This is a genomic window from Luteimicrobium sp. DT211 (assembly GCF_049844995.1).
Classification (GTDB): domain Bacteria; phylum Actinomycetota; class Actinomycetes; order Actinomycetales; family Cellulomonadaceae; genus Luteimicrobium.
On sequence record NZ_JBNCMC010000026.1, the window covers coordinates 1 to 508 of the forward strand.

The 508-nt window shown below is 71.5% G+C and carries 1 protein-coding gene and 1 pseudogene; both read right to left on the bottom strand.

The window, feature by feature from the left end:
* Positions 1-185 (bottom strand): annotated as a pseudogene (locus ACLQ14_RS19435) (ACR3 family arsenite efflux transporter); the annotation flags it as partial.
* A partial coding sequence (gene trxA / locus ACLQ14_RS19440) for a thioredoxin (RefSeq protein ID WP_425816103.1) occupies positions 182-508 on the bottom strand: 327 nt, incomplete at its 5' end. The pseudogene ACLQ14_RS19435 and the gene trxA, both read right to left, overlap by 4 nt.

Genomic DNA, 508 nt, shown 5'->3' on the forward strand with positions numbered 1-508 from the left:
AGGGCGATCGGGACCGAGATGCCGCCGACCTCCATCGAGGCCAGCACGTCCGAGATCCCAGGGATGAACCGCCCGACGAGCAGCCCGCCGATCATCGCCAGGCCGATCCACGCCGGGAGCCACCGATCGAGGGTCGACAGCCTGCGGCCGGCGTCCCGCCACGCCGTCGTTGCGACCTCGCTCACGCGCCGGCCTCCGCGAGGACGGTGTCGATCTCCTCGGCGAGGGCGCGCTTGGGGCGGCCGCCGACGAGGGAACGGACGAGCTCGCCGCCGCGGTAGAAGTTCAGGGTCGGGATCGACACGACCCCGTACGCCGCGGTGACCTGGGGGTTCGCGTCGGTGTCGAGCTTGACGACCTTGACCTTGTCGCCGTACTCCTGCGCGAGCTCCTCGAGGATCGGGGCGACCTGGCGGCACGGGCCGCACCATTCGGCCCAGAAGTCGACCAGGACGGGGACGTCGGACTCCAGCACGTCGGCCTTGAACGAGTCGTCGGTGACGGGGGC